Consider the following 711-nt stretch of genomic DNA (forward strand, 5'->3'; position numbering starts at 1 on the left):
GGGTGATCATTGACGAAGTGGTTGAAGAAGGCGCGGTAGGTAGGAGCTCAGCAGACGCACCTGAAATAGATGGTAACGTCTTCATCGATGGAGCAACTCACCTATGTGTCGGTGACTTGGTTAAAGTAGAGGTCGAAGAGGTTGATGAGTATGATATGTGGGGGCGCTTGGTTTAGAAGGAGAGGCTTCTTTCTTCCTATATCTAAATCAACGAACTCTTTAATTAGGTGAAAAAGTCGGCACGCAATCTGACCTACTTAAATAGCGGTTTCGACTAGAGCCTAGAAATGCCCTGCCCAATCTTAGTCAGCAATGTGCCAATTTCAGACCTTGGCACTTGCTTCAAGGTTGGCCGAAACTTACTGATTCTGAATCGTCGATTGATATCGGGAATTGGTGATTAGCGGACATAATCAAGTTATCCAGACAAACGCAACTTAGACAATAAGCTGCTTATATCTTAGTGCTCTGCTTTAATCTTACTGCATGCCATTAGCTGATGCTGAAACAGCAGTAGATTCAAACTGTCATCCTTCCTCCCAAGCAGAAATCGCCCATGCAACGCTGTTAAAAAATAAAACCATTAGATCTTCGACTCATTAGATCTTCGACTCATTAGGTCTGTTAGTCGCTGAAGTGTGACGCGCCTTTTAATTCTAGTATCCAGATAAATTTGTTTTGGCATTACTACTGTAGAAAAACAAGCTAGCC

At 42.9% G+C, this 711-nt stretch carries 1 protein-coding gene; it reads left to right on the plus strand.

The annotated features are described in order from the left end of the window. The first annotated feature begins 2 nt into the window (after positions 1-2). Entirely contained in the window at positions 3-176 is a 174-nt protein-coding gene (locus A3756_RS27530; protein WP_255376509.1) for a hypothetical protein, read from the plus strand. Positions 177-711: the final 535 nt, after the last annotated feature.

Source organism: Oleiphilus sp. HI0086 (assembly GCF_001635225.1).